22 protein-coding genes and 3 pseudogenes are annotated in these 23,553 nt (G+C 67.2%); 14 read left to right on the top strand and 11 right to left on the bottom strand.

All coding sequences use genetic code 11. The features are described 5' to 3' along the window. Window positions 1-36: 36 nt before the first annotated feature. A complete protein-coding gene (def, locus tag NRG74_RS17305) occupies window positions 37-543 on the bottom strand; it encodes a peptide deformylase (protein WP_257704913.1) in 507 nt (168 codons plus the stop codon). A 229-nt stretch (window positions 544-772) separates the two neighbouring features. Between def and NRG74_RS17300 the strand changes: the two genes are divergently transcribed. The 3 genes from NRG74_RS17300 to NRG74_RS17290 all read left to right on the top strand — a co-directional run bounded on the left by NRG74_RS17300 (window position 773) and on the right by NRG74_RS17290 (window position 3,559). Beyond that, window positions 773-1,804 carry a LysM peptidoglycan-binding domain-containing protein gene (locus tag NRG74_RS17300; RefSeq protein WP_026083893.1) on the top strand — a complete coding sequence of 344 codons (1,032 nt, stop codon included), beginning with the start codon at window positions 773-775 and terminating at the stop codon, window positions 1,802-1,804. Between the two features lie 50 nt (window positions 1,805-1,854). Beyond that, on the top strand, window positions 1,855-2,940 hold the full coding sequence (gene dprA, locus NRG74_RS17295; protein WP_257704912.1) for a DNA-processing protein DprA: 1,086 nt from the start codon (window positions 1,855-1,857) through the stop codon (window positions 2,938-2,940). Between the two features lie 64 nt (window positions 2,941-3,004). Further along, a complete protein-coding gene (locus NRG74_RS17290) occupies window positions 3,005-3,559 on the top strand; it encodes an L-threonylcarbamoyladenylate synthase (protein WP_017641494.1) in 555 nt (184 codons plus the stop codon). A 1-nt stretch (window position 3,560) separates the two neighbouring features. Here the strand turns inward: NRG74_RS17290 and NRG74_RS24710 are convergent. From NRG74_RS24710 to NRG74_RS17280, 4 genes and pseudogenes are all read right to left on the bottom strand, one after another. Continuing rightward, a pseudogene (locus NRG74_RS24710) lies at window positions 3,561-3,830 on the bottom strand (response regulator); the annotation flags it as partial. A gap of 189 nt (window positions 3,831-4,019) precedes the next feature. After that, window positions 4,020-4,259 (bottom strand): annotated as a pseudogene (locus NRG74_RS24705) (ATP-binding protein); the annotation flags it as partial. Between the two features lie 249 nt (window positions 4,260-4,508). Continuing rightward, a pseudogene (locus tag NRG74_RS24700) lies at window positions 4,509-5,975 on the bottom strand (PAS domain S-box protein); the annotation flags it as partial. Window positions 5,976-7,102: 1,127 nt separating this feature from the next. Beyond that, a complete protein-coding gene (locus NRG74_RS17280; RefSeq protein WP_064307099.1) occupies window positions 7,103-8,080 on the bottom strand; it encodes an NADPH:quinone reductase in 978 nt (325 codons plus the stop codon). Window positions 8,081-8,198: 118 nt separating this feature from the next. Here NRG74_RS17280 and hemF point away from each other — a divergent pair, with 118 nt between their 5' ends. Together hemF and aroE are read left to right on the top strand one after the other, a co-directional pair. Continuing rightward, window positions 8,199-9,128 carry an oxygen-dependent coproporphyrinogen oxidase gene (gene hemF / locus NRG74_RS17275; protein ID WP_257704910.1) on the top strand — a complete coding sequence of 310 codons (930 nt, stop codon included), beginning with the start codon at window positions 8,199-8,201 and terminating at the stop codon, window positions 9,126-9,128. A gap of 4 nt (window positions 9,129-9,132) precedes the next feature. Next, the gene (gene aroE, locus NRG74_RS17270; protein ID WP_173148761.1) at window positions 9,133-9,948 is read left to right on the top strand and encodes a shikimate dehydrogenase; all 816 of its coding nucleotides are present in this window, start codon (window positions 9,133-9,135) and stop codon (window positions 9,946-9,948) included. Window positions 9,949-9,988: 40 nt separating this feature from the next. Here aroE and NRG74_RS17265 read toward each other — a convergent pair whose 3' ends face one another. Further along, window positions 9,989-10,450 carry a hypothetical protein gene (locus tag NRG74_RS17265; protein WP_257704909.1) on the bottom strand — a complete coding sequence of 154 codons (462 nt, stop codon included), beginning with the start codon at window positions 10,448-10,450 and terminating at the stop codon, window positions 9,989-9,991. A 71-nt stretch (window positions 10,451-10,521) separates the two neighbouring features. On the opposite strand from NRG74_RS17265, the gene NRG74_RS17260 reads away from it, so the two are divergent. Next, window positions 10,522-10,872 carry a MerR family transcriptional regulator gene (locus NRG74_RS17260; RefSeq protein ID WP_257704908.1) on the top strand — a complete coding sequence of 117 codons (351 nt, stop codon included), beginning with the start codon at window positions 10,522-10,524 and terminating at the stop codon, window positions 10,870-10,872. Window positions 10,873-11,009: 137 nt separating this feature from the next. Here NRG74_RS17260 and NRG74_RS17255 read toward each other — a convergent pair whose 3' ends face one another. Further along, complete coding sequence (locus tag NRG74_RS17255) at window positions 11,010-11,561, bottom strand: gamma carbonic anhydrase family protein (protein WP_064307104.1); 552 nt, start codon at window positions 11,559-11,561, stop codon at window positions 11,010-11,012. 92 nt (window positions 11,562-11,653) lie between these two features. On the opposite strand from NRG74_RS17255, the gene prlC reads away from it, so the two are divergent. Then, on the top strand, window positions 11,654-13,705 hold the full coding sequence (gene prlC / locus NRG74_RS17250) for an oligopeptidase A (RefSeq protein ID WP_257704907.1): 2,052 nt from the start codon (window positions 11,654-11,656) through the stop codon (window positions 13,703-13,705). Then, complete coding sequence (locus NRG74_RS17245; RefSeq protein ID WP_017641503.1) at window positions 13,702-13,974, top strand: YheV family putative zinc ribbon protein; 273 nt, start codon at window positions 13,702-13,704, stop codon at window positions 13,972-13,974. The genes prlC and NRG74_RS17245 overlap by 4 nt, the downstream gene beginning before the upstream one ends. A 13-nt stretch (window positions 13,975-13,987) precedes the next feature. On the opposite strand, the gene NRG74_RS17240 is transcribed toward NRG74_RS17245, so the two are convergent. After that, entirely contained in the window at window positions 13,988-14,146 is a 159-nt protein-coding gene (locus NRG74_RS17240; RefSeq protein ID WP_257704906.1) for a hypothetical protein, read from the bottom strand. Window positions 14,147-14,338: 192 nt separating this feature from the next. Here NRG74_RS17240 and NRG74_RS17235 point away from each other — a divergent pair, with 192 nt between their 5' ends. The 3 genes from NRG74_RS17235 to gloA2 all read left to right on the top strand — a co-directional run bounded on the left by NRG74_RS17235 (window position 14,339) and on the right by gloA2 (window position 16,788). Next, window positions 14,339-14,797: an RcnB family protein gene (locus NRG74_RS17235; protein ID WP_257704905.1), complete on the top strand. Its 459-nt coding sequence runs from the start codon at window positions 14,339-14,341 to the stop codon at window positions 14,795-14,797. Between the two features lie 262 nt (window positions 14,798-15,059). After that, window positions 15,060-16,226, top strand: a complete 1,167-nt coding sequence (locus NRG74_RS17230; protein WP_257704904.1) for a lactonase family protein — start codon at window positions 15,060-15,062, stop codon at window positions 16,224-16,226. Window positions 16,227-16,398: 172 nt separating this feature from the next. After that, window positions 16,399-16,788 carry an SMU1112c/YaeR family gloxylase I-like metalloprotein gene (gene gloA2, locus NRG74_RS17225; RefSeq protein ID WP_257704903.1) on the top strand — a complete coding sequence of 130 codons (390 nt, stop codon included), beginning with the start codon at window positions 16,399-16,401 and terminating at the stop codon, window positions 16,786-16,788. 7 nt (window positions 16,789-16,795) lie between these two features. Here the strand turns inward: gloA2 and NRG74_RS17220 are convergent, their stop codons facing one another. Then, entirely contained in the window at window positions 16,796-17,782 is a 987-nt protein-coding gene (locus tag NRG74_RS17220) for a choline sulfate utilization transcriptional regulator (RefSeq protein ID WP_257704902.1), read from the bottom strand. A 117-nt stretch (window positions 17,783-17,899) separates the two neighbouring features. Between NRG74_RS17220 and betC the strand changes: the two genes are divergently transcribed. Then, the gene (gene betC, locus NRG74_RS17215; protein WP_257706609.1) at window positions 17,900-19,399 is read left to right on the top strand and encodes a choline-sulfatase; all 1,500 of its coding nucleotides are present in this window, start codon (window positions 17,900-17,902) and stop codon (window positions 19,397-19,399) included. A 21-nt stretch (window positions 19,400-19,420) separates the two neighbouring features. Continuing rightward, window positions 19,421-20,338 (top strand): choline ABC transporter substrate-binding protein, encoded by a 918-nt coding sequence (gene choX / locus NRG74_RS17210; RefSeq protein ID WP_257704901.1) that lies wholly within the window; start codon window positions 19,421-19,423, stop codon window positions 20,336-20,338. 18 nt (window positions 20,339-20,356) lie between these two features. Here the strand turns inward: choX and norR are convergent, their stop codons facing one another. Then, entirely contained in the window at window positions 20,357-21,895 is a 1,539-nt protein-coding gene (norR, locus tag NRG74_RS17205) for a nitric oxide reductase transcriptional regulator NorR (RefSeq protein ID WP_257704900.1), read from the bottom strand. Between the two features lie 131 nt (window positions 21,896-22,026). Here norR and hmpA point away from each other — a divergent pair, with 131 nt between their 5' ends. Beyond that, the gene (gene hmpA, locus NRG74_RS17200; RefSeq protein ID WP_257704899.1) at window positions 22,027-23,196 is read left to right on the top strand and encodes an NO-inducible flavohemoprotein; all 1,170 of its coding nucleotides are present in this window, start codon (window positions 22,027-22,029) and stop codon (window positions 23,194-23,196) included. Between the two features lie 86 nt (window positions 23,197-23,282). Here hmpA and NRG74_RS17195 read toward each other — a convergent pair whose 3' ends face one another. After that, a complete protein-coding gene (locus NRG74_RS17195) occupies window positions 23,283-23,510 on the bottom strand; it encodes a DUF1161 domain-containing protein (RefSeq protein WP_017641513.1) in 228 nt (75 codons plus the stop codon). Window positions 23,511-23,553: the final 43 nt, after the last annotated feature.

Raw genomic sequence — 23,553 nt, 5'->3', positions numbered from 1 at the left:
AGCGGCGGACGCCGATGACGCCGTCCGCCAGGGCGATCAGGCCTTGTGGCGCTGCTGCTTTTCGAGCTTCTTCTTGATGCGATCGCGCTTGAGCGGCGACAGATAGTCGACGAACAGCTTGCCGTCGAGGTGATCGATCTCGTGCTGGATGCACACCGCCAGCAGGCCGTCGCACTCCAGCTCGAAGGGCTTGCCGTCGCGGTCCAGGGCAGTCACCCGGACGCGCTCGGGACGGCAGACCTTTTCGTAGAACCCGGGGATCGACAGGCAGCCTTCCTGGTACTCGCCTAGTTCCTGGGTGAGCGGCTCGGCCTCGGGGTTGATGAAGACCAGCGGTTCGCTCTTGTCTTCGCTGACGTCGATCACCACCAGGCGGCGATGAACGTTGACCTGAGTGGCGGCCAGACCGATGCCAGGCGCTTCGTACATGGTCTCGAACATGTCGTCGATGGTCTGGCGCAGGGCATCGTCGACCACGTCGATGGGCTTGGCGACGGTGCGCAGGCGGGGATCGGGGAATTCGAGGATGTCTAGGGTCGCCATGGCGTTGAGGGCACTTGTGGAATACAGTCAAGGGGCGCTGCTAAGATGCCGCAGCGTTGTTTCCACCCGCCTCGGGCTGGTCCCGAGCGGTGGATGACGTCGGTCGACGGGGATGAGCGCCTGCGCTGCCCGGTGCCGACGAAGGTGGCGATCAGGGCACGACTGGGGCGATTCCCCGACGTTTGCGTGAAGACGGTTCTTCAAAGCTAAGTGTAAAGGGATTCGACGCATGAGGAAATCTTTGTTCGCCCTGCTGCTGGTCGCCGGGGGCGCCCTGCAGTCGGCGTACGCAGCGGTCACCCTGCGTCAGGATCACCCGGAGAGCTATACCGTGGTCCGCGGCGATACCCTCTGGGACATCTCCGCCAGATTCCTCAGCAAGCCCTGGGAATGGCCAGAGATCTGGCAGGCCAATCCGCAGGTCAAGAATCCCCATCTCATTTATCCCGGCGATACCCTGGTGCTGAGCTACGTCGACGGCCAGCCGCGGCTGCAGCTCAACCGCGGCGCCTCGCGTGGCACGGTCAAGCTGTCACCTACGGTGCGCAGCACGCCCATCGCCGAAGCCATCCCGGCCATTCCGCTGGAAGCGGTCAACAGCTTCCTCTTGCAGAATCGCGCCATCGATTCGGCCGAACAGTTCCAGGCGGCACCCTATGTGGTGGCCGGCAATGCCGAGCGCGTGGTGAGCGGCGCCGGCGATCGCATCTATGTGCGCGGCAAGCTGCAGCCGGGTGTCTCGGCCTATGGCATCTACCGCCAGGGCAAGACCTATGTCGATCCCAAGACCGGCGCCTTTCTCGGCATCAATGGCGACTTCATCGGCAGCGCCGACCTGGTCACCCAGGAGGGCGACATCGCCACCCTGCGCCTGACCCGCACCACCCAAGAGGTGCGCCTGGGCGACCGGCTGTTCCCCACTGAGGAGCGGCTGGTGAATTCCACCTTCATGCCCAGTGCGCCGGCCCGTGACATCAACGGCCTGATCCTCGACGTACCGCGCGGCGTCACCCAGATCGGCCAGTTCGATGTGGTGACCCTCAACAAGGGCGCCCGGGACGGTCTGGCCGAGGGCAATGTGCTGGCGGTCAACAAGACCGGCGAGACGGTGCGTGATCGCATCACCGGCGAGCTGGTGAAGATCCCCGACGAGCGCGCCGGGCTGCTGATGGTCTTTCGCACCTACGACAAGATCAGCTACGGCCTGGTTCTGACCGCCACCCGCCAGCTGGCGATCATGGACAAGGTGCGCAACCCCTAACCTCTTCCGGGTCGCCAGGACGGCGACCGGCCACCCTCAAGGATGACAGCATGGCCAGCCTCTCCCCTGCCGAGCTGGACGCTCGGCTTCGCCTGCATGCCCTGCCGGAGCTCGGTGCCGTGCGCCAGCGCCTGCTGCTGGATGCCTTTGGCAGTGCCAGCGCCGCCCTCAGTGCCCCCGCCTCGGCCTGGCGCGCCCTGCGCCTGCCGGCGGTGGCCGCGGACGCCCGCCGCAGCCCCGCGACTCGCGAACGGGTCGACCAGGCCCTGGCCTGGCTGGAGGGCCCCGAGCGCCATCTGCTCTGCCTAGGCGACAAGCGCTATCCGGCGCTGCTCGCCGAGATCGCCGATCCACCGCCGCTGCTGTTCGTCGAAGGACGGGTCGAGTTGCTCGAGCGACCGCAACTGGCCCTGGTCGGCAGCCGCCAGGCCAGTGCCCAGGGACTCGACAATGCCCGACGCTTCGCCCACAGCCTGGCCGCGGCCGGTTTCTGCATCACCAGTGGCCTGGCGCTGGGCATCGATGGCGCGGCGCACCAAGGAGCGCTGGACGCCGGCGGCGGTACGGTGGCCGTGCTGGGCACCGGCCTCCGGCAGCTCTATCCCCGCCGTCATCTGGGCCTCGCCCGGCGCCTGCTGGCCGAGGGTGGCGCGCTGGTCTCGGAATTGCCGCTGGATTGCACGCCCCAGGCCGCCAACTTTCCGCGGCGCAACCGGATCATCAGCGGCCTCAGCCTGGGTACCCTGGTGGTGGAGGCCAGCCCCTCCAGCGGGTCGCTGATCACCGCGCGGCTGGCCGCCGAGCAGGGCCGTGAGGTGTTCGCCCTGCCCGGCTCCATCCATCATCCCGGGGCGCGAGGCTGTCATCAGCTGATCCGTGAAGGGGCGCAACTGGTGGAGGGCGTGGAGCATATCCTCGAAGCCCTGCAGGGCTGGCGCAGCCTGGCCCCGGTCGCCACGGCCGCGGTGGTCGAGGATCACCCCCTGCTGCAGCAGCTGGCCGCCGGACCGCTCAACAGCGAAGAGTTGGCGCGGCTCTGCCGCCTGTCGTTGCCGGAGGTGCTGGTCCAGCTGACCGAGTTGGAGCTGGAAGGCCGGGTGGTGGCGCAGCAGGGCAGCTGGACGCGTCTCGGCTAGCGGTGGATGGCTACCATCGGCGGCGCGCTCGGGTAGACTTCAGGGATTTGGCGGAGGCAAGGCGATGCACAACAGCTGGCGAGTGCGGCAGGCGGCGCGAATCGTGCGCGAGGGGGGCGTGCTGGCCTACCCCACCGAGGCCGTCTGGGGCCTGGGCTGCGATCCCTGGGATCAGGCCGCGGTCTATCGCCTGCTGACGCTCAAGCGGCGGCCCATGGAAAAGGGCTTGATCCTGGTGGCCGACACCATCCGCCAATTCGACTTCCTGCTCCACGATCTGCCGGAAGAGTCCCTGGCCAAGCTGGCCAGCACCTGGCCCGGCCCCAACACCTGGCTGGTGCCGCACCACAATCGCCTACCCGGCTGGGTGACCGGCGCCCACGCCACCGTGGCGCTACGGGTCTCCGAGCATCCGCTGGTGGGCGAACTCTGCGCCCTCACCGGTCCGCTGATCTCCACCTCGGCCAATCCCGCCGGCCGTCCGGCCGCGCGCACCCGGCTGCGGGTTCAGCAGTACTTCCCCGATAACCTGGATGGCATCCTCATGGGCGAACTGGGTGGGCGCAAGAATCCCAGTGTGATTCGCGATCTGGTGACCGGCAAGGTCTTCCGGCCCTAGGTCAGTCCAGCAACTGGCGCAGCAGCCGCGCCAGGGCATCGATCTGGAACGGCTTGGCCAGCGAGAGCTCGCCGTTCGGGGTCGGCCGTTCGGCGTGACCGCTGACGAACAGCACCGGCAACTCCGGCCAGCGCTCGCGCAGGCGCCCGGCCAGGTCGGCGCCGTCGAGATCCGGCAGGCCGAGATCGGTGATCAGCAGGTCACAGGGCAGGTCGCCGTCGACCAGGGTGAGCGCCGCCGAGGCACTGGCCGCGGTGCGCACGCGATAGCCCAGCTCGGTGAGCATCTCGCGCAGCAACAGCCGCACCGAGACATCGTCTTCCACCAGCAGCAGGCGTTCGCCCCGGCTCTGGGCGATGGCCGCCTGAGGTGTATCGCTCGCTGCCGGTCGCTCGGGCTGGGCACAGGGCAGCCAGAGGCTGACCCGGGTGCCGCTGCCCAGTTCGCTCTCCAGGGTCACGTGGCCACCCGACTGCTTGATGAAGCCATAGAGCATCGACAGGCCCAGGCCGGTGCCCTGGCCGATGGGCTTGGTGGTGAAGAAGGGATCGAAGGCGCGATCCACCACCTCGACCGGCATGCCGCTGCCGGTGTCGGCGATGGTCAGGCGCACATAGTCACCCGGCGGCAGGTCATGCTCGGCGGCCAGGTCGGTGAGGTGATCGAGGGCGGTTTCCAGGGTCAGCTGACCCCCCTCGGGCATGGCGTCGCGGGCGTTGATCACCAGATTCAGCAGGGCGTTCTCCAGCTGGTTGGTGTCGGTGCACGCCGGCGGCAACTGCAGCGCGAGGCTGCTGCGCAGGCTGATGCGTTCGCCCAGGGTGCGCTGGAAGAGTTCTTCCAGGGACAGGATCAGGTCATTGACGTCCACCGGCCGCGGGTCGAGGGTCTGCCGACGCGCGAAAGCCAGCAGGCGATGGGTCAGGGCGGCGGCGCGGGTGGCGGATTGCTCGGCGGTGTCGAGGTAGCGCTGCAGGTTGTCGTGGCGGCCCTGGTCCAGGCGCCGACGCAGCAATTCTAGGGAGCCACTGATGCCGGTGAGCAGGTTGTTGAAGTCGTGGGCGATGCCGCCGGTGAGATGGCCGATGGCTTCCATCTTCTGTGCCTGGCGCAGCGCGGCTTCGGCGTTCTGCAGGGCCAGGGCGGCGTCGTGCTCGACGGTGACGTCGCGGCCGAAGACATAGATGCGGCCATCGTGATCGGCGGTGGCCTTCCACATCATGTGGCGCCAGTGGCCGTCGCGAGTGCGCAGGCGGCCCGGCAGATCGCTGAGCACCTCGCCATGGCGCAGGGCGGCCAGGCGCGGGAACACCGGCGGATCGTCCGGGTGCTCCAGCGAGGTCGGCGGCTGGTGGCGCAATTCCTCGTCGTCCCAACCCAGGGTGCGGCCCCAGGCCGGATTGCGACTGAGCCAGCGTTGCCCCTGGATGACACCGAGCAGGTCGTCGGCCACCCGCCACATGCGGTCACGCTCGACGGTGCGCTCATGGACGCGCTGTTCCAGCAGTTCGGCCAGGCGCCGCAGGCGGTGTTCGGCCATGCGGATCTCGCTGACGTCGGTGTGCACGCCCACCCATTCGCAGACCACGCCGTTTTCCCGCACCGGCAGGGCGCGCACGCTGAAGGTGCGCCACTGACCGTCGCGGCAGCGCAGCCGGTGTTCGTCGTGGAAGTCCACCTGTTGCTGCACCGCCAATCGCCAGCGGCGCAGGGTGCGGGGGGCATCCTCGGGATGCAGGGCAGCGGCCCAGCCGTCCTGCTGATACTGGGCATAGCTCTGCCCGGTCAGGGTGCTCCAGGCGAGTTGTTCGCCGAGCAGGTGCCCCTGGGCATTGCTGGTCCAGACCACCCCCTGCACCGCTTCCACGGCGTTGCGGAAACGCTGGTTGGACAGGTGCAGCGCGGCTTCGGCCTGCTTGCGCTGGGTGAGATCCACCACCACCAGACTCACCGACAGCTCCTGGCCGATTTCCGACTGCAGCGGCGAGCCATGCAGGCTGACCCAGACCACCGAGCCATCCGGGCGCAGGAAGCGCTGGTCCAGCTTGAAGCTGTCGCCGCGCTCGCGCAGGGTGTCGAGATGGCGCTCCAGGATGGCCCGGTCCTCGGGATGGGTCTGGGCCTGCAGGGTCTGTTCCAGCACCCCGACCTCGTTGCGATCGAGCAATTCGCAATAGCGGCGATTGGCGAGCAGGATGCGCCCGCGGGCGTCGGTCTGGCAGATGCCGACCGCCGCCTGGTTGATCAGGCTGGCCAGCCGCGCGCTGTGTTCGCGCAGGGCATTTTCCGCATCGACCCGTTGCTGAACGTCGTCGAACAGGGTGACCGAGGCGATCACCTCGCCAGTGGCCGAGCGAACGGGCGCGCTGGAGACTTCCAGCAGCCGAATGCTGCCGTCGGGCCGTCGATAGCGCATCAATTCGGGCGATACCGCCTGGCCACTGCGCAGCACCCGAACCGTGGGATAGTCGTCCACCGCATAGGGCTGGCCATTGGCATGCAGAGCGCCGATGGCGCCATAGCGTTCGTCCAGCGTCTCACCGGCCGGGCGCTTGCCCAGGAGGAGGTCGACGCGGTCATTGAGCATCACCGCTTCTTCGCTGCCGGCCTCGGTGATGGAGATGCCCAGGGGCGCCTGCTGCAGCACGCTGGCCAGGAGCCCCTGTTCCAGCGACAACCGCCGTTCCAGGTGCCGGACCTGGTCCTGGGTCTGCTGCCGCACCAGCAGAGCGCCCAGCAGCAGGGCCAACTGGTCCAGCAACAGCCGGGTGTCCGCCTCGACGGCGTTGCTCAGCTGCAGATAGCCCAGGGGCTGCGCCGCAGTGCCGAACGGGAGGAGCGACTGATCCGCCGGCAGGCTGCCGGCCTCGGCCACGGACAGCAGCCGCGCCTGGGGATCGTCGGCCAGGTCACGCAGGGCCTGGGTGGCGCACAGGCGCAGAGCGGCAAGATCCGCCGTGCCGCTGAGGCGCCGCGACCATTCGCCAAGCGCCTGCAGGCGTTGTGGCAGATCCCGCTCGGCGCTGCGCCGGGCGGCGAAGCGGGCCCGACTCGCCGGGGCCTGCCAGACGTGCAGCAGCCAACCCACGGCGACATCCGCCCGGCGTAGCGGCACCAGGTGCAGGTCGAGGCGTACCAGATGACCATCGCGATGGCGCAGGCCCCAGGTCTGGCAGCGTTCGAGGGCGGTCAGCCAGCCGTCCGCCGGGGGTTCCGGGAGCAGCAGGCCGACGATGGACTCGCCGACCTTGTCCTGCGCGCTCCAGCCCAGCAGCCGGGCGACGGCCGGGCACCACTGCCCGATGCACCCTTCGGCGGTCAGGGTGATCAGTGCCGTGTCCGTGGCGGTGTCGAGCAGGTTGGCGAGGGGGCTGGAGATGGGCATGACGAGGGCAGCGATCCGGCCGATTCTGGAAAGAGCGTCGAGACCTTGGCGGTCTGACTGTCCGAGATAGACCGGCGTTTACCCCCGTCGTGCCGCCTGGTTACGGGAAACTTAATGGCCGTCACGATTTACCCGGCCAGGCGCGCGAACGTCTAGCCTCAGGGCAGCAGGATGGTCGAGCCGCTGGTCTCGCGGCCTGACAGGGCGCGGTGCGCCTCCTGCACCTCGGCCAACGGATAGCGGCGACCGATGTCCACCTGGATACGGCCATCGGTGATCAGCTCGAACAGCTGATCGGCCATGTCCTGCAGCGCTTCGGGCGAGGCGGCGTAGGTGGCCAGGGTCGGCCGGGTCACATAGAGCGAACCCTTCTGCGAGAGGATACCCAGGTTGACCCCGGTGACCGCGCCCGAGGCGTTGCCAAAGCTGACCATCAGGCCGCGCGGGGCCAGGCAGTCCAGCGACATCTCCCAGGTGTCCTTGCCGACGCCGTCGTAGACCACCGGCACCTTGGCACCCTCGGTCAGCTCGCGGACCCGCGCCGGGACGTCTTCCTGGCGATAGTCGATCACTGCCCAGGCGCCCAGGGCCTTGGCCTTTTCCAGTTTTTCCGGCGAGCCGGCGGTACCGATCAGGCGTACGCCCAGGGCCTTGGCCCATTGGCAGGCTAGGGAGCCGACGCCACCCGCCGCGGCATGGAACAGCACGGTGTCACCGGCCTGCAGCGGATAGGTCTGGCGCAGCAGGTACTGCACCGTCAGCCCCTTGAGCATGACCGCGGCGCCCTGCTCGAAGGAGACCGCCTCCGGCAGGTGCACCAGATGCCGCTCGGGCAGCACATGGACCTCGGCATAGGCGCCCAGCGGACCGGTGGCGTAGGCGACGCGGTCGCCGGCCTTGAAGCGGGTGACGGCGTTGCCGACCGCTTCCACTACGCCGGCCCCCTCGGTGCCCAGACCCGAGGGCAGCGCCGGCGGCGGATAGAGGCCGCTGCGGTAATAGGTCTCGATGAAGTTGAGGCCGATGGCGTGGTTGCGCACCTGCACCTCGTCGGGGCCGGGCGCGGCGGGTTCGAAATCCACAAGTTCGAGTACTTCGGGACCACCGGTGCGGCTGAACTGGATGCGCTGGGCCATGCTGTCGGTTCCTTATTGACGTGAGCCTTCATCCAAGCCGCAACCGCGGGCCACGTCAACCGGTCGGATACGGGTGTTATGCTCTCCGCCCTCCCCGCCTGTTGTGGAAATCCTTGCGATGAATCCCTCCCTGGAGGCCGTCAAGGCCTATCTGCTCGATCTGCAGGAGCGCATCTGCGCCGCACTGGAAGCCGAGGATGGCGCTGCGCATTTTGTCGAAGACGCCTGGACCCGGCCGACCGGCGGTGGTGGCCGCACCCGGGTTATCGCCGAGGGCGCCCTGCTGGAAAAGGGCGGTGTGAACTTCTCCCATGTGCATGGCGACAGCCTGCCGCCCTCGGCCAGCGCCCATCGTCCGGAACTGGCCGGGCGCAGCTTCGAGGCCATGGGCGTGTCGCTGGTCATGCACCCGCGCAATCCCCATATCCCCACGGCTCACGCCAATGTGCGCTTCTTTCTCGCCGAGAAGCCCGGCGAAGCGCCGGTCTGGTGGTTCGGTGGCGGTCTCGACCTCACCCCCTACTACGGCAACGAGGCCGACTGCGTGCACTGGCACCAGGTCTGCCATGACGCCTGCGCACCTTTCGGCGCCGACGTCTATCCGCGCTACAAGGCCTGGTGCGACCGCTATTTCCACCTCAAGCACCGCGGCGAACCGCGCGGCATCGGTGGCCTGTTCTTCGATGACCTGAACGACTGGGACTTCGACACCTGCTTCGCCTTCCAGCGCGCCATCGGCGATGCCTTCGTCGACGCCTACCTGCCCATCGTCCAATGCCGCCGTGACCAGCCTTATGGCCAGGCCGAGCGGGAATTCCAGGCCTATCGTCGTGGGCGCTACGTGGAATTCAACCTGGTCTACGACCGTGGCACCCTGTTCGGCCTGCAATCCGGCGGCCGCACCGAGTCCATCCTCATGTCGCTGCCGCCCGAGGTGCGCTGGGGCTATGACTGGAAACCCGTACCCGGCTCGCCGGAAGCGCGGCTGACCGATTTCTTCCTCACCGACCGCGACTGGCTCGCGCTCGCCCCGACGCCTGCAGGATAGCCCCATGGATCGCTACGCCGTCTTCGGCAACCCCATCGCCCACAGCAAGTCGCCGCTGATCCACAGCCTGTTCGCCGACCAGACCGGTCAGCGCCTGCACTACGGGCCGCTGCTGGCACCGCTGGACGGCTTCACCGAAAGCGCCCGCAGCTTCTTCCAGAGCGGCCTGGGCGCCAACGTCACGGTGCCCTTCAAGGAAGAGGCCTACCAGCTGTGCGACGACCTCACCCCGCGCGCCCGGCGCGCCGGGGCGGTCAACACCCTCAAGCGCCAACCTGACGGTCGCCTGCTGGGCGACAACACCGATGGCGCCGGGCTGGTGCGGGACCTCACCGTCAACGCCGGTCTGCAGCTGGCTGGCCAGCGCGTCCTGGTGCTGGGCGCCGGGGGCGCGGTACGCGGCGTGCTGGAGCCGCTGCTGGCCTGCCAGCCCGGGCAACTGGTGCTGGCCAACCGCACCGAACTCAAGGCGGTGCAGCTGGCGCGGGAATTCGCCGAGCTGGGGGCCATCGAGGTGGCCGCCTTCTCCACCCTGCGCGAGCCCTTCGACGTCATCATCAACGGCACCTCCGCCAGCCTCGGTGGCGGTCGTCCGCCGCTGTCGGAAGCGGTGATCGGCCCCCAGACCGTGACCTACGACATGATGTACGGCAAAGACCTGACCGCCTTCAATCGCTGGGCGCAGGACGAGGGTGCCTTCCATACCCTGGACGGCCTGGGCATGCTGGTGGAACAGGCCGCCGAGGCCTTCGAACTCTGGCGCGGCGTGCGCCCCGACGGGGCGCCGGTGCTGGCAGAGTTGCGGCGGCAGCTGGGTTAGTTCCGCGACGCTGTTGGGCTTCGCTGCGCTCAGCGCCAACCTACGGGAGCGGCGTCGTAGGTTGGGCTGAGGCGGTTCTATCGCCGAAGCCCAACGAGCAGGGGCACGAGGCCAGAGACACCGCCCACGCCTGGGCGATGCCGAAGCTGATTTCGATCACCAGGAACAGGGCCAGCAAGGGACTGGCACCCTGGTACAGCGCCCAGGCCTGCCAGAGGGCGAACAGGCCCCTGGCCACGGCGTCGTAGCGCCCCAGCGCCACCGAGGGGCTGGCCAGCCGTAGCACCGCCCAGACGCACACCACGGAGCCGAGCAGGTTGCCCAGCAGCAGGGCTTCCGGGCTGAAGGTCGCCAGGGGGGCGAATCCCAGCCACTGCCCCAGGGCGTCGAGCTGCCGCAGCAGCCAGGCGAGACTCCAGGGGGTGGCGAAAGGCGCGGTGACCAGCAGATCATAGAGGGCGCTGGCACGGACCAGCCGCAGATAGGGCGCAAGCTTCCACATGGACGGACTTCCTTGAACGAGAGGAAATCCAGTGTCGACCCTGGAGCTAGGTCCAGGGTCAAGGAGAACGGATGCGTATTGGCACCCTCGCCCAGGCGACCGGCCTGACCCGCGATACCCTGAGATTCTACGAGCGCCAGGGGCTGCTCCAGGCCCGGCGCCGGGCCAATGGCTACCGCGATTATCCGCCCGAAGCCGTGGAATGGCTGGGCTACATCCGCACCGCCCAGCGGTTGGGTTTCAGCCTGCAGGAGATCGCCGCGAATCTGGAGGACGTCGAGCGCGCTGCTGATCCCGACGCCTATCTGCAGGAGCTGCTGCGCGACAAGCTCAGGGTCATCGAGGCGCGCATCGATGAATTGCAGGCGTTGCGTGGGGTGCTGTATTCGCGCCTGGGTGAAGCCTGTCCGCTGCGAACGTAGCTGAGCGTTGGGCTTCGCTGCGCTCAACCCAACCTACGGTCATCGCGGCCATGGGCCGCTCCTACGGGCTCCGACACAATCGTAGGAGCGCCGCATCGGCGGACCGCCATCGCCGAAGCCCAACAGGACCGGGCCTGCTAGGCCCCCTCCTCCCCATAGCCCTCGGCCAGATGCTGGTCCTTGAGCTTCACGTAGTTGCCGGCGCTGTAGCTGAAGAAGGCGCGTTCCTTCTCTTCCAGCGGGCGGATCTGCTTGACCGGGCGGCCGACGTAAAGATGGCCACCCTCCAAGCGTTTGCCCGGCGGAACCAGGCTGCCGGCGCCGATCACCACGTCATCCTCCACCACCGCGCCGTCCATGACGATGCTGCCCATGCCCACCAGCACCCGGTCGCCAATCGTGCAGCCGTGCAGCGTCACCTGGTGGCCGACGGTGACGTCGCTGCCGATCAGCAAGGGATAGCCGTCCGGATTGAAGGGGCCGGCGTGGGTGATGTGCAGCACGCTGCCATCCTGAATGCTGGTGCGGGCGCCGATGCGGATGCGATGCATATCGCCGCGGATCACCGTCAGCGGCCATATCGAGCTGTCTGCGCCGAGCTCGACATCACCGATTACCACGGCGGTGGTGTCGACGAAGGCGCGTTCGCCCAAGTGCGGGGTCTTACCCTGGAAGGTCCTTATGGTCACGATAGATACCTTTTCTCGTCGGAAGGGTCTTGAGACCTATTAGGATGGGCTCCATATATAACTGTCAAAGCCATCGCCCCGAGGGGAACGCCGTGAGCGCCAGCAATCCGCTGCTTCAGTCCTACGACCTGCCGCCCTTTTCCGCCATCAAGCCCGAGCACGTCGAGCCGGCCATCGACACTGTCCTGGCCGAGAACCGTGCCGCCCTGGTCAAGTTGTTGGAGACCCAGAAGGAACACCCCACCTGGGCCGGCCTGGTGCTGGCGATGGACGAGCTGAACGATCGGCTGGGTCAGGCCTGGAGCCCCATCGGCCACCTCAACGCCGTGTGCAACAGCGCCGAGCTGCGCGCCGCCTACGAGGCCTGTCTGCCCAAGCTGTCGGCCTACTCCACCGAGATCGGCCAGAACAAGGATCTCTTCCAGGCCTACAGCCGCCTGGCTGAAAGCGAAGAAGCCAAGGGCTTCGACGCCGGCCAGAAGACCACCCTGGAACACGCCCTGCGTGACTTCCGCCTGTCCGGCATCGACCTGCCGCCGGCCGAGCAGCAGCGCTATGCCGCCATCCAGGCGCGCAAGTCCGAGCTGGGCAGCAAGTTCTCCAACCAGCTGCTCGATGCCACCCAGGCCTGGACCAAGCACGTTACCGACGAAGCGACCCTGGCGGGCCTGCCCGAGTCGGCCAAGGCCCAGCTGCAGGCCGCCGCCCAGGCCAAGGAGCTGGACGGCTGGCTGGTGACCCTGGAATTCCCCAGCTACTACGCGGTGATGACCTACGCCGATGACCGCGCCCTGCGCGAGGAAGTCTATGCCGCCTACGCCACCCGCGCCTCCGAGCAGGGCCCCAACGCCGGCCAGTTCGACAACGGTCCGGTGATGGAGGAATTGCTCGACCTGCGCCAGGAACTGGCCCGCCTGCTGGGCTACGCCAACTATGCCGAGCTGTCGCTGGCCACCAAGATGGCCGAGAGCAGCGACCAGGTGCTGGGTTTCCTGCGCGACCTCGCCGTGCGCTCCAAGCCCTTCGCCCAGCGCGACCTGGAAGAATTGCGTGCCTTCGCCGCCGAACAGGGCGTGCAGGATCTGCAGAGCTGGGACACCGGCTACTTTGCCGAGAAGCTGCGCCAGCAGCGCTACGCGCTGTCCCAGGAAGAGGTCCGCGCCTGGTTCCCGGTGGACAAGGTGCTCTCCGGCCTGTTCGCCACGGTGCAGAAGCTCTATGGCATCGAGATCGCCGAGCTGCGCGACTTCGAGAAGTGGCATCCCGACGTGCGCCTGTTCGAGATCAAGGAGAATGGCACCGCCATCGGCCGCTTCTACTTCGACCTCTATGCTCGCGCCAACAAGCGCGGTGGCGCCTGGATGGACGGTGCCCGCGACAAGCGCCGTGATGCCCAGGGCCGCCTGATCGATCCGGTGGCCTACCTGGTCTGCAACTTCACCCCGGCCAGCCCCGGCAAGCCGGCGCTGCTGACCCATGACGAGGTGACCACCCTCTTCCACGAATTCGGCCATGGCCTGCACCACCTGCTGACCCGCGTCGAGCACGCCAGCGTCTCCGGCATCAACGGCGTGGCCTGGGATGCGGTGGAGCTGCCCAGCCAGTTCATGGAGAACTGGTGCTGGGAGCCCGAGGGCCTGGCGCTGATCTCCGGTCACTACGAGACCGGCGAGCCGCTGCCCCAGGAACTGCTGGACAAGATGCTGGCGGCCAAGAACTTCCAGTCCGGCCTGATGATGCTGCGCCAGCTGGAATTCTCGCTGTTCGACTTCGAATTGCACGCTACCCATGGCGACGGTCGCAGCGTGCGCGAGGTGCTGGAAGGCATCCGCGACGAGATCTCCGTCGTACGGCCGCCGGCCTACAACCGCTTCCCCAACAGCTTTGCCCACATCTTCGCCGGCGGTTATGCGGCGGGCTACTACAGCTACAAGTGGGCCGAGGTGCTGTCCGCCGATGCCTTCGCCAAGTTCGAGGAAGAAGGCGTCTTCAACCCCGAGACCGGGCGCGCCTTCCGCGAGGCCATCCTGGCCCGCGGCGGCTCCCAGGCGCCCATGGTGCTGTTCGTCGACTTCCGCGGTCGCGAGCCCAGCATCGACGCCCTGCTCCGCCATTCCGGGCTGAGCGAGGAGGAGGCGGCGTGAGCGAGCCGATCCGCAAGAGGTTCATCGCCGGGGCGGTCTGCCCGGCGTGCCAGGCGCAGGACACCCTGAAGATGTGGACCCAGGACGGTACGCCCCACCGCGAGTGCCTCTCCTGCGGCTACAGCGACACCCTGGACGAGCGTGGCAATTCGGTCCCCAAGGAATTGCCGACGCGGGTCAATATCAGTGCGCTGAAACCCAAGAAGCCTGATCCCAAGGTGCAGGCCGTGCAGTTCTTTCCCAATCCCAAGCTGAAAAAGCCGGAATAGCGAAAGGCGACCTTCAGAAAAGCCGCGCCCGGTCATCCAGGCGCGTCTTTTCCGTTTCCAGGCTGGGGAAAATCGATCCGCGCACGGCTTGAGTGCAGGCGAAAACGAACGTCATCGCAGGGGGGTCCCAGGCTTTATCCACAAAAAGCGGATTCGATAGCCAGCCGATCATCTTTTTAATCTATTGATAATAAAGGGATTTTATTGAGTATCTGATTGGCGTCAGAGTTTTCTCCTGAAGTTATACCGATTTCATCCCCGATTTATCCACAGGCTGAAGAGTCCTGGAATGACTTGGAGTCTTTTCCTGCAATCAGACTCCAAGTGGATAGCCGACGCCATCGTCCCTGACGAGGGAAACCCCATGCGTACCGTCCTTTCTGCTGCAGTCCTCTGTCTGATAGGCAACCTGGCCCTGGCCGCGCCGCCGGAACATGGACCGGGAGGACCCAAGGGGCCGCATGGCCCGGGCTGGCAGGACCAAGGCGGTCCGCATGGCAAGGGACCGGGTCCCGAGTCGCGTGGCCAGGGTCGCCCGGGTGCCGGACCGGGTGCCGGCGGCCCGCCGGATCTGGGACTGGCGCGGGAGCGTATCCAGGCGCTGCGCGGCCAGATCGGTCGCGGGGGCGACCTGCCGCCGGGGCTGCGTCTGGAGCGCGGGCGCCCTCTCCCACCTGGTTATGGCCGACCGCTGCCGCCGGGTATCGCCCGCCAGTTGCCGGACTACCCGGGTTACGAATGGCGGCGTCTGGGAACCGACATGGTACTGGTCGCCGTGGGCACCGGGATCGTCTACGCCATCCTGCAAGGCGTACTGGACTGACCGGGACGATTCTTTTAGCGGTAGCCAAGGAGTAGCGCCGAGCTCACCGCAGGCTCTGGCACAGGCTCCTGGGGCCTGCCGGCCCGACGGAACTGGCCGGCGCGCCATCGCAGGCGATAAATGGAGAAAGACCTCTGGCACAGTGCCAGCCCGGATTTCAGTAGAATAACCGCCGCGCGCGGCCGCCCTCCGCCTTCAGACGGTAGGGAAACCGGACCGCTTCGTATCGGTCTCAACGCCCATCGCTCGCCAAGGATTTCCCATGAGAGCTCTGCCCCGTCTGCTACCGCTGGCCCTGTTCGCCCTGCTCGTGGGGCACAACGCCCCGGCCCGCGCCGAACCCGGTCTGTTCAATCTGCTGGTCGGCAGCTACACCGCGGGCAGCAGCCAGGGGCTGTATGTCTATCGCTTCAACAGCCGCAATGGCCAGATCGATGGCCCGCTACGGATCGTCAAGGCCTCCAATCCGTCGTTCCTGACCCTGTCCCGCGATGGCCGCACCCTGTTCGCCGTCAACGAGAACGGCCGCGGTTCGAGTGGCGACAGCATCGGCCGGGTCACCTCCTATCGCTTCGAACCGGGCAATGGCCGTCTGCAGCAGATCAGCCAGGTCAAGAGCCTGGGCGACGAGCCGACTCACTCCAGCCTCAGCACCGATGGCAAGTTCCTGTTCGTGGCCAACTACTCCAGTCTGCCGGAAGGCTCCCTGGCGGTGCTGCCGATCCAGGACGGCGGCGTGCTCAGCCCGGTGGCCCAGATCGAATTCCATCAGCCCAGCGAACAGCACCCACGCCAGCAATCCAGCCATGTGCACGCGGCGGTGACCACCCCGGATGGCCGCTTCGTCTTCGCCCCGGATCTGGGCGCCGACAAGGTGTTCGTCTATCGCTATCTGCCGCAGCAGCCGGAGCGGCCGCTGGTGGCCGCCGAGACGCCCTTCGTCCCGGTGCCGGAAGGCAGCGGTCCTCGCCATCTGGTGTTCAGCGCCGATGGCCGCTATGCCTACCTGACCCTGGAGCTGGCCGGCCAGGTCATGGCCTTCGCCCATCAGGACGGCATGCTGCGCCAGTTGCAGAGCTACAGCCTGACGCCCCAGGAATTCATGGGCGAGCGGGATGCCGGGGCCCTGCACCTGTCCGGCGACGGGCGCTTCCTCTATGTCGCCAGTCGCGGCACGGACAACCAGCTGGCGGTGTTCGCGGTCAATCCCGACGGCACCCTGACCTTTGTCCAGCGCCATCCGGTCAATGGCCTGTCGCCACGGGAGTTCGCCATCGACCCGTCCGGGCGGTACCTGCTGGTGGCCAACCAGAAATCCAACCAGCTCAAGGTCTTCGTCCGGGATCCCGACAGCGGCACGCTCGGTGATGAACTGCAGAGCGTGGATGTGGGCGCCCCGGCTGACCTCAAATTCGTCGCGGTACCCTGAGAAGCTGTTCACGATCTGCTGCGCGTCGGCCAACCTGCGTTAAAAACGCCCTGGATCGCCAGCCCGGTCGCAATGCACATTTACCGTCCGTAAACTGCGCTTTCTCAGGCATTTTCGTGGGGCCGCCCAGGCCTTGTTTGGCTCCAGCTCGCGAGATCGTGAACAGCTTCTTATGACCCACTTCGACCGTCTGCACCATGTGGCGCTGATCTGCGCCGACTATGAACGCTCCCGGCACTTCTACACCGAGATCCTCGGGCTGTCGGTGATCGCCGAGACCTATCGCGAGGCCCGGCGCTCCTGGAAGCTGGATCTGGCGGTAGGCACGCATGCCCAGCTGGAGCTGTTCTCCTTTCCCGATGCCCCGCCCAGGCCGTCGCGCCCGGAGGCCCAGGGCCTGCGCCACCTGGCTTTCGCCGTGGCCGACCTGGACGCCACCGTCGCCCACCTGCACGACCATGGCGTGGTCACCGAGCCGATCCGCACCGACGAGTTGACCGGCAAGAGATTCACCTTCTTCGCCGACCCGGACGATCTGCCGCTGGAAGTCTACGAGCGCTGAGTTCAGCTCAGGTCGCCAGCTGTACGCCGGCCAGGGACTCGCGCGGCATTTCCAGCTCTTCCAGCAGCCAGTCGAGAAAGCGCTGCACCAGCCGCTGGCGCCGCTTGCGCTCGGGCAGGATGGCGTAATAGCCGTAGCGCGAGGTGGCCAGTCCGGCGAAGGGGCGACAGAGCAGCTCCTGCTGCAGCAGGTCGTCCACCAGGTGGCGCCAGCCGATCGCCAGGCCCTGGCCGGCAATGGCCGCCTGGATCACCAGGGTGTAGTTGTCGAAGCTCAGCACCGCGCCGGACGGTGCCGCGGGCAGGGGCGCCAGGTCCAGCGCCGGCAACAGGGTCTTCCAGTCGTACCAGCGACTGTTGGGCGCCGCCTTGAGGTGCAGCAGCGGCCAGCGCCCCAGCTCCGTGGCGGGCAGCGGCGGTTGCCGGCCCTGGAGCAGCCGCGGACTGCACACCGGAAAGACTTCCTCGCGAAACAGCGGCCAGGCTTCGCCATGCTTGAAGCGGCCGTCGCCGAAGCCCAGGGTGATGTCGATCTCCGGGCCGGGCAGCGGCACTCTATCGCTGGTGACCAGGCTGACGTCCAGCTCCGGATGGCGGGCATGAAAGCGCGGCAGGCGCGGCAGCAGCCAATAGGCGGCGAAGGCGAAGTCGGTGGCCACCTGCAGGACTTCATGGGCAGGCCGGGCGGTGACCAGGCGTACCCCTTCGTCCAGGGTGGCGAGGCCGGCCTCGACGTATTCCTGCAGCAGCCGTCCGGCTTCGGTGAGCAGGATGCCGCGATGGACCCGGTCGAACAGCCGCACCTGCAACTGGGCTTCCAGGCGCTTGATCTGCTGGCTGATGGCCGGCTGGGTGGTGCCCAGTTCGCTGGCCGCCGCGGTAAAGCTCAGGCGGCGCGCCACCACCTCGAAGGTGCGCAGGCTGTCCAGCGCCAGGGCAGGGCGGTCGGCTGGGAGGGTGGCGTCCAAAAGGGCTTTCCCGTGGCGATCAGACATAAGTCCAGCTTATCCGAAACATCACTCCAGATGGCCTTCACGCAGATTTTTCGGCATCGGATGATGGACTACCCATAAGCAACCCTGATCCTAGCGGAGGCGCTCTTGTCCAAGCCGATGAACATCCTCTTTCTCATGGCCGACCAGATGGCGGCGCCCATCCTGCCGCTGTACGACCCCGCCTCGCCAATCAAGCTGCCGAATCTGCAACGCCTGGCCGAGCGCGCCGTGGTGTTCGACTCCGCCTACTGCAACAGCCCGCTGTGCGCGCCCTCGCGCTTCACCCTGGTGAGCGGCCAGCTGCCGTCGAAGATCGGTGCCTACGACAACGCCGCCGACTTCGCCGCCGATATCCCCACCTACGCCCACCACCTGCGCCGCCTCGGCTATCGCACCGCGCTGTCGGGCAAGATGCACTTCTGCGGACCGGATCAGCTGCACGGCTACGAAGAGCGCCTGACCAGCGACATCTATCCGGCCGACTATGGCTGGGCGGTGAACTGGGACGCGGCGGACGTGCGTCCGAGTTGGTACCACAACATGTCCTCGGTGCTGCAGGCCGGGCCCTGCGTGCGCACCAACCAGCTGGATTTCGACGAAGAGGTGGTCTTCAAGGCACGCCAGTATCTCTACGATCATGTGCGCCGCGGGGACGACCAGCCGTTCTGCCTGACTGTGTCCCTGACCCACCCCCACGATCCCTACACCATTCCCCGCGAGTTCTGGGACCTGTACAACGAGGTCGACATCCCGCTGCCGGAAGGCACCATTCCCCAGGCCGAGCAGGACCCCCACAGCCAGCGCCTGCTCAAGGTGATCGATCTGTGGGACAAGCCGCTGCCCGAGGCCAAGATCCGTGACGCCCGCCAGGCCTACTACGGTGCCTGCAGCTACGTCGACGCCCAGGTCGGCCACCTGCTCAAGACCCTGGAGGAGTGCGGCCTGGCCGATGACACGGTGATCGTCTTTTCTGGCGACCATGGCGACATGCTCGGCGAGCGCGGACTCTGGTACAAGATGCACTGGTTCGAGATGGCCGCCCGGGTACCGCTGCTGATCCATGCGCCCGGCCGCTTCGCCCCGGCGCGGGTGCAGGCCTCGGTATCGACCATGGACCTGCTGCCGACCTTCGTCGAGCTGGCCGGCGGCAGGCTGCCGGCGGAGTTGCCGCTGGATGGTCGTTCGCTATTACCGCACCTGGAAGGCCGGGCAGGGCATGACGAGGTCATCGGCGAATACCTGGCCGAGGGCACCGTCAGCCCGCTGCTGATGATCCGCCGCGGCCCCTACAAGTACATCCACTGCGAGCTGGACCCGCCACTGCTGTTCGATCTGCAGAACGATCCGCTGGAACGCGAAAACCTGGCCGCCAGCCCCGACTATGCCGAGCTGCTCGCCAGCTTCCAGGCCGAGGTTCGCCAGCGCTGGGATCTGGCGCGCCTGCATGGCCAGGTACTGGCCAGCCAGCGGCGGCGGCGCTTCGTCGCGGCGGCCCTGGAGCAGGGCGAGCGGACCAGCTGGGATCATCAGCCCTTCGTCGATGCCAGCCAGCAATACATGCGCAATCACATCGATCTCGACGACCTGGAGCGTCGCGCCCGCTACCCTCAACCCTGAACCGCTAACTGGAGCACGGCCATGAAACACGGAATCATCGCTACGTTCACGCTGGCCCTGGTCAGCCTGTCGGCCCAGGCCGAGGATCAGGCCTGTGGAACGGTTCGCCTGGCCGATCCGGGCTGGAGCGACATCGCCGCCACCAACGCCCTCACCGGCGCGGTCCTGGGCGCGCTGGGCTACACCAGCAAGGTCGAGACCCTGGCAGTGCCGATCATCTACGGTGGCATGCGCAACGGGCAGGTGGACGCCTTCCTCGGCAACTGGATGCCGGCGCAGCAGGCGCACTATGACCAGTTCGTGAAGACCGGCCAGGTGACCGAGCTGGCGCAGAACCTGGTCGGTACCGAATTCACCCTGGCCGTACCCACCTATGTCTGGGAGGGCGGGGTGAAGAGCTTCGACGATCTGGCCAAGCATGCCGACCAGTTCGGCAAGAAGATCTACGGTATCGGGGCCGGCGCGCCGGCCAACCAGTCGCTGCAGAAGATTATCCAGGACAACGAATTCGGCCTGGGCGGCTGGCAACTGGTGGAATCCAGCGAGCAGGCCATGCTGTCCCAGGTCGGACGCGCGGTGAAGCGTGACAAGTGGGTGGTCTTCCTCGGCTGGACGCCGCACCCAATGAACGTCGACTACCCCATCAAGTACCTGACCGGCGGCGACAAGTATTTCGGTACCGCCGGCACGGTGAACACCCTGACACGCAAGGGCTACGCCGATCAGTGCCCCAATCCGGCCCGGTTGCTGACCAACATGAAATTCACCCTGGACATGGAAAACGCCGTCATGAGCGCCGCACGGGACAAGGGCGGCAGCTACGATGCCGCCGCCAAGGCCTGGCTCAAGGCCCATCCCCAGGTGCTGGAGCCCTGGCTGCAGGGCGTCACCACCCGCGACGGCCAACCCGGCTTGCCAGCGGTACAGCAAGCGCTCTGACCGCTAATTCTCCAAGCGCTACTTGAGCCCGAGCCGCCGCGCCAGGCGGGCGAGATTGGCGCGGTCCAGGTCGAGGGCGGCGGCGGCCAGGGTCCAGTTCTGGCCATGCTGTTCCAGGGCCAGGGTGATGGTCTGGCGCTGGAAGGCCTCTGTGGCTTCGCGCAGGGAGGTGGCGGGCAGGACGAGATCCTCGTCGGGCAGCGCCGTGGTGCCCAGCGGCAGGCCGAGCTGCTCGCTATCCAGGGTCAGGATGCCGCCGCGTTCCTCGCTGCCGGCATGGGCCTTGAGCGCCGCCCGGCTGATGAGGTGCGACAGTTCGCGCACGTTGCCCGGCCAGGCGTAGGCCAGCAGGGTGCGCTGCGCCGCGGGTGTCAGCCGGAGGCCGCGCAGGCCCAGGCGGGCGCGATTCTGCTCCAGGTAGAAACCGGCCAGCAGCAGGACATCCCGGCCACGCTCGCGCAGGGCCGGTACCGCCAGCGGATAGACGCTCAGGCGGTGGTAGAGATCGGCGCGAAAGCGTCCGGCGCGCACGCAGTCGGCCAGGTCACGGTTGGTGGCGGCGATGATGCGCACGTCCACCTTGAGATCGCGATCCGAGCCCAGCCGCTGCAGTTGACCGCTCTGCAGTACCCGCAGGAGCTTGGCCTGCACCGTTAGCGGCAATTCGCCGACCTCGTCGAGAAACAGGGTGCCGCCATCGGCCAGTTCGAAGCGCCCGCGGCGTTCGCTGACGGCACCGGAAAAGGCGCCGCGCACATGGCCGAAGAGTTCGCTTTCCACCAGCGCCTCGGGCAGCGCCGCGCAGTTTAGGCTGATCAGTGGCCGCTGCTGGCGCAGGGAGCGGGCATGCACGGCTTCGGCCACCAGTTCCTTGCCGACTCCGGTCTCGCCGGTGATCAGCACCGTCAGATCGCTGGCCGCCACGGTCTCGATCTCCTGGCGCAGCCGGAGGCTGGCCGGACTCTGGCCGATGAGTTCGCGAGGCCGCTGGTGCCCCACCGATTGCTGATAGGCCACGGTCAATTCGTGCTCGCTGACGATGCGGGCGGAGAGCTGACCGATGCGCTCGGCGGCGGCCACGGTGGCGGCGGCCAGGCCGGCGAAGGCGGCGAGGGTGGTGAGATCCTCGGGTCGGGCATTCTGCGCCTGCAGCGAATCCAGGGTCAGCAGGCCCCAGAGCTGGTCCTGCACATAGAGCGGACAGCCCAGGCAGTCATGGACCTCCAGGTGCCCCTGCACGCCTTCCACCAGGCCATCGTAGGGATCGGGCAGGTCGCAATCGAGGGCGAAGCGAGTGGGCACGCGACTCGCCAGCAGCAGGGCCAGGCGCGGGTGCTCACCGACCTTGAAGCGGCGTCCCAGGGTGTCGGCTGCCAGCCCGCGCACCGCCAGGGGCACCAGCACCTCGCCATCCAGGCGCAGCAGGGCCACCGCATCGAAGGGCAGGACCTGGCGCAGGGCATCGAGCAGACTGGCGTAGCGTTGTTGATCGGGCAGGTCGCGGGCCAGATCCGCCACCAGCGGTACCATCACATCGAGCAGAGTGGGGCGGGTCAATTTGACCTCGGCGAGTCATAGGGACCTGGTCATTATGACCTGCGCACTGGCTAAAAGCCTGATCCAGGGCAAGTTTTAGGCTGGCACGACTCGTGATAGGGACAGGGCAGTCCTGTTTGGAGATCCCTGCCATGCTGTCATCCGACCAAAAAGCCATCATCACGGCTACCGTCCCCCTGCTGGAAACCGGGGGCGAGGTCCTCACCCGGCATTTCTACGCCAAGTTGCTGGGCGACAATCCCGAGATCCGCCCGCTGTTCAATGGCGCCCACCAGGCCAGTGGTGCCCAGGCGCGAGCGCTGGCCCGGGCGGTGCTGATGTACGCCCGCTACATCGATCGCCTGGATACCTTGGGGCTGCTGGTGGAGCAGATCGTCAACAAGCACGTCTCCCTGCAGGTCCAGCCGGATCACTATCCGCTGGTGGGTATCGCCCTGCTGCAGAGCATTCGCGAGGTGCTGGGAGCCGAGGTCGCCACCGATGCGGTGATCGATGCCTGGGCTGCCGCCTATGGTCAGCTGGCCAACCTGCTGATCGGTGCCGAGGAACAGCGCTATGCGGCCCAGGCCGAGGCGCCTGGAGGCTGGCGCGGCGGACGCCCGTTCCGCATCGCGCGGATCGAACCGGAAAGCGAAGAGATCAGCTCCTTCTACCTGGAGCCGGTGGACGGCCTGCCGACCAGCATCGCCCAGCCCGGCCAGTATCTGGGTCTGAGCCTGACCCTGGACGGGGTCGAATACCGGCGCAACTATTCGATCTCGGCGGCCAGCGATGGCCAGGGCTATCGCATCAGCGTCAAGCATCAGCCAGGTGGGGTGGTTTCGCGTTACTTGCACACCGATGCCCATGAAGGCGGCGTGTTGCAGGTCTTCGCGCCAGCCGGCGAATTCGTCCTGCAGGAATCGACCAAGCCGCTGCTGCTGATCGCTGGCGGCGTCGGCATCACGCCGCTGTTGCCCATGGTATCGGCGGCCCTGCCCAGCGGCCGGCCGATTCAGCTGATCCACTGCACCCGCCATGTCGGGGTGCAGGCCTTCGGGCACTGGCTGGAAGAGCAGGCCGCCCATCACCCGCAGTTGCAGCTGTACTTCTGCTACAGCGAGCCGGTGGCGGAAGAGGCCTACGCCTCGCGATTGGACCGGACGCGCCTGCAGCGCTGGTTGCCCAAGGATCGCGACCTGGACGCCTACCTTCTCGGCCCGCAGCCCTTCATGGCCCAGGTGCGACGGGATCTGCTGGAGCTGGGGGTGCCGGAAAAGCAGATCCGTCACGAATTCTTCGGACCTGCTACGGACCTTTAGATGCGACAACGCCCGCCACCTCTCGGTGGCGGGCGTTGCATCGGCAGCGGCCGGCGCTACCTGGGGAGCACCCGGCAGCCGGAGACCTAGCGACGCTGGTAGACGATTTCCTTGCTACCGCCTTCGCAGTTGCCCACCACCTTGGCGGAGGCGCTGGCGCTGCCCTTGTCCACCACCTCAAGACTGTAGTGCGCTACCTGCTTGGCCTGCAGCTTGGCATCGATATCGGCCTTGACCGTGTCGCACGAGGTGCCAGCGGCGAAAGCTCCGCTGCTCAGGGCCAACAAACCGAGGGTAATCACGACTCTACGCATCTTGCCTGTCCTTTTGCGAGGGGAGGGAGGTCTTGAATAGCTG

It is taken from the genome of Pseudomonas oryzihabitans (assembly GCF_024652905.1).
GTDB classification, from domain to species: Bacteria; Pseudomonadota; Gammaproteobacteria; order Pseudomonadales; family Pseudomonadaceae; genus Chryseomonas; species Chryseomonas benzopyrenica.
The sequence above is the reverse complement of the archived record's forward strand: the minus strand, read 5'-3'. Positions and strand labels throughout refer to the sequence as shown.

What these genes read in the sequence shown, in the direction of transcription:
- def (WP_257704913.1), bottom strand. Translation starts at nt 543, where the DNA reads ATGGCGACCCTAGACATCCTCGAATTCCCCGATCCCCGCCTGCGCACC.
- NRG74_RS17300 (WP_026083893.1), top strand. Translation starts at nt 773, where the DNA reads ATGAGGAAATCTTTGTTCGCCCTGCTGCTGGTCGCCGGGGGCGCCCTG.
- dprA (WP_257704912.1), top strand. Translation starts at nt 1,855, where the DNA reads ATGGCCAGCCTCTCCCCTGCCGAGCTGGACGCTCGGCTTCGCCTGCAT.
- NRG74_RS17290 (WP_017641494.1), top strand. Translation starts at nt 3,005, where the DNA reads ATGCACAACAGCTGGCGAGTGCGGCAGGCGGCGCGAATCGTGCGCGAG.
- NRG74_RS17280 (WP_064307099.1), bottom strand. Translation starts at nt 8,080, where the DNA reads ATGGCCCAGCGCATCCAGTTCAGCCGCACCGGTGGTCCCGAAGTACTC.
- hemF (WP_257704910.1), top strand. Translation starts at nt 8,199, where the DNA reads ATGAATCCCTCCCTGGAGGCCGTCAAGGCCTATCTGCTCGATCTGCAG.
- aroE (WP_173148761.1), top strand. Translation starts at nt 9,133, where the DNA reads ATGGATCGCTACGCCGTCTTCGGCAACCCCATCGCCCACAGCAAGTCG.
- NRG74_RS17265 (WP_257704909.1), bottom strand. Translation starts at nt 10,450, where the DNA reads ATGTGGAAGCTTGCGCCCTATCTGCGGCTGGTCCGTGCCAGCGCCCTC.
- NRG74_RS17260 (WP_257704908.1), top strand. Translation starts at nt 10,522, where the DNA reads ATGCGTATTGGCACCCTCGCCCAGGCGACCGGCCTGACCCGCGATACC.
- NRG74_RS17240 (WP_257704906.1), bottom strand. Translation starts at nt 14,146, where the DNA reads ATGATCGGCTGGCTATCGAATCCGCTTTTTGTGGATAAAGCCTGGGAC.
- NRG74_RS17235 (WP_257704905.1), top strand. Translation starts at nt 14,339, where the DNA reads ATGCGTACCGTCCTTTCTGCTGCAGTCCTCTGTCTGATAGGCAACCTG.
- NRG74_RS17230 (WP_257704904.1), top strand. Translation starts at nt 15,060, where the DNA reads ATGAGAGCTCTGCCCCGTCTGCTACCGCTGGCCCTGTTCGCCCTGCTC.
- gloA2 (WP_257704903.1), top strand. Translation starts at nt 16,399, where the DNA reads ATGACCCACTTCGACCGTCTGCACCATGTGGCGCTGATCTGCGCCGAC.
- NRG74_RS17220 (WP_257704902.1), bottom strand. Translation starts at nt 17,782, where the DNA reads ATGTCTGATCGCCACGGGAAAGCCCTTTTGGACGCCACCCTCCCAGCC.
- betC (WP_257706609.1), top strand. Translation starts at nt 17,900, where the DNA reads ATGAACATCCTCTTTCTCATGGCCGACCAGATGGCGGCGCCCATCCTG.
- choX (WP_257704901.1), top strand. Translation starts at nt 19,421, where the DNA reads ATGAAACACGGAATCATCGCTACGTTCACGCTGGCCCTGGTCAGCCTG.
- hmpA (WP_257704899.1), top strand. Translation starts at nt 22,027, where the DNA reads ATGCTGTCATCCGACCAAAAAGCCATCATCACGGCTACCGTCCCCCTG.
- NRG74_RS17195 (WP_017641513.1), bottom strand. Translation starts at nt 23,510, where the DNA reads ATGCGTAGAGTCGTGATTACCCTCGGTTTGTTGGCCCTGAGCAGCGGA.